This is a genomic window from Streptomyces sp. NPDC059696 (genome assembly GCF_042733745.1).
In the GTDB taxonomy this organism is placed as follows: domain Bacteria; phylum Actinomycetota; class Actinomycetes; order Streptomycetales; family Streptomycetaceae; genus Streptomyces.
This window is the reverse complement of record NZ_JBHWFG010000138.1, coordinates 1-1,091: the sequence shown is the minus strand read 5'-3', so window position 1 is coordinate 1,091 and position 1,091 is coordinate 1. Positions and strand designations below refer to the sequence as shown.

At 72.0% G+C, this 1,091-nt stretch carries 1 protein-coding gene and 1 pseudogene; both read left to right on the top strand.

Annotated features, from left to right (window positions below; all coding sequences use genetic code 11):
* Positions 1-744: Mu transposase C-terminal domain-containing protein (locus tag ACFV20_RS37165; RefSeq protein ID WP_385665601.1), on the top strand; the 744-nt coding region annotated here is incomplete at its 5' end.
* Between the two features lie 12 nt (positions 745-756).
* Positions 757-1,091: pseudogene (locus ACFV20_RS37160) on the top strand (ATP-binding protein); the annotation flags it as partial.

Sequence of the window (1,091 nt, the reverse complement as noted above, 5' to 3'; positions counted from 1 at the left end):
GGCTACACCCACGCCCCGACCGCCTCGGTACGCCCGGGCACCACGCGGGGCGGCCGTGTGCCGGTGGGCGAGTTGATGGAGTTCTCCGTGTTCGTCGAGCAGCTGCTGGAGTGGATCGCCTGGTGGAACACCGAACACTCCTCCCAGGCGCTGGGCGGGCGTACGCCGCTTGAGGCGTGGCAGCAGGACCCCACCCCGATCCACGACGTCGATCGCTCCCTGCTGTGGGCGTTCACCCTCGAAGACGACGGCCGTATCCGCACGCTGACCACCAGCGGTGTGCGGTGGAACAACCGATACTACGTGGGGGAGTGGATGGCCGGCGGCGCGGACGCGGGCACGAAGGTCCGGGTGCGCTGCCTGCCGCACCACGACCACGAGATCGAGGTCTTCGACGCCACTACGGGCAAGCACCTGGGCACGGCCCACCTGGCCGATGCGGCCACCGACGAGCAGCGCCGGGCGCTGCGCCGCAGCAAGGACGCCGAGAAGCGGCGTCTGGCTCGCGCGCTGGCCCAGGCCTCGCGGCGTACCCGCCCGAAGTACGCGGCGGTGACCCGGGCCGAACAGCCCAAACGCCTGGGCGCCCTCACCTCGGCCGAGGCCGACCAGGCCCTGACCACAGCCCACCTGACCGATGCGGCGGAACTCGCCCTGCCCGACCTGATCCCACCCACCACGGCGCCGAGCCACTGGCGCACCCCCGCTGCGCCACGCCCCACCAACGGGCCCGACCCCACGTAAGGAGGAACACCAGTGACCACCACCCTGCCCCCGGCCGAGGGCGACCAGTACCTGAAGCTGCCCGGCGCGCACATCGTGGCCACCCGCGCCCTGCTCAGAGCACGGGAGAACCTCGCCGATACGATCGAGGCGAGGGCGATGATGTGCGTCTACGGCGGCGCGGGCTTCGGCAAGACCCTCTCGGTCAACACCTGCCTGCGCGAGCTCGAACCCGACGAGGAAGTGCGCCGGATCGCGTTCCGCTCCCGCCCTACCGCCCGCGCGGTGCGCCACGAGATCTTCGCCGCGCTCGACCTAGCCGGCACCCCGCCCGCGCACCCGTCGGAGTTCGACCACCTCCTCAAGGA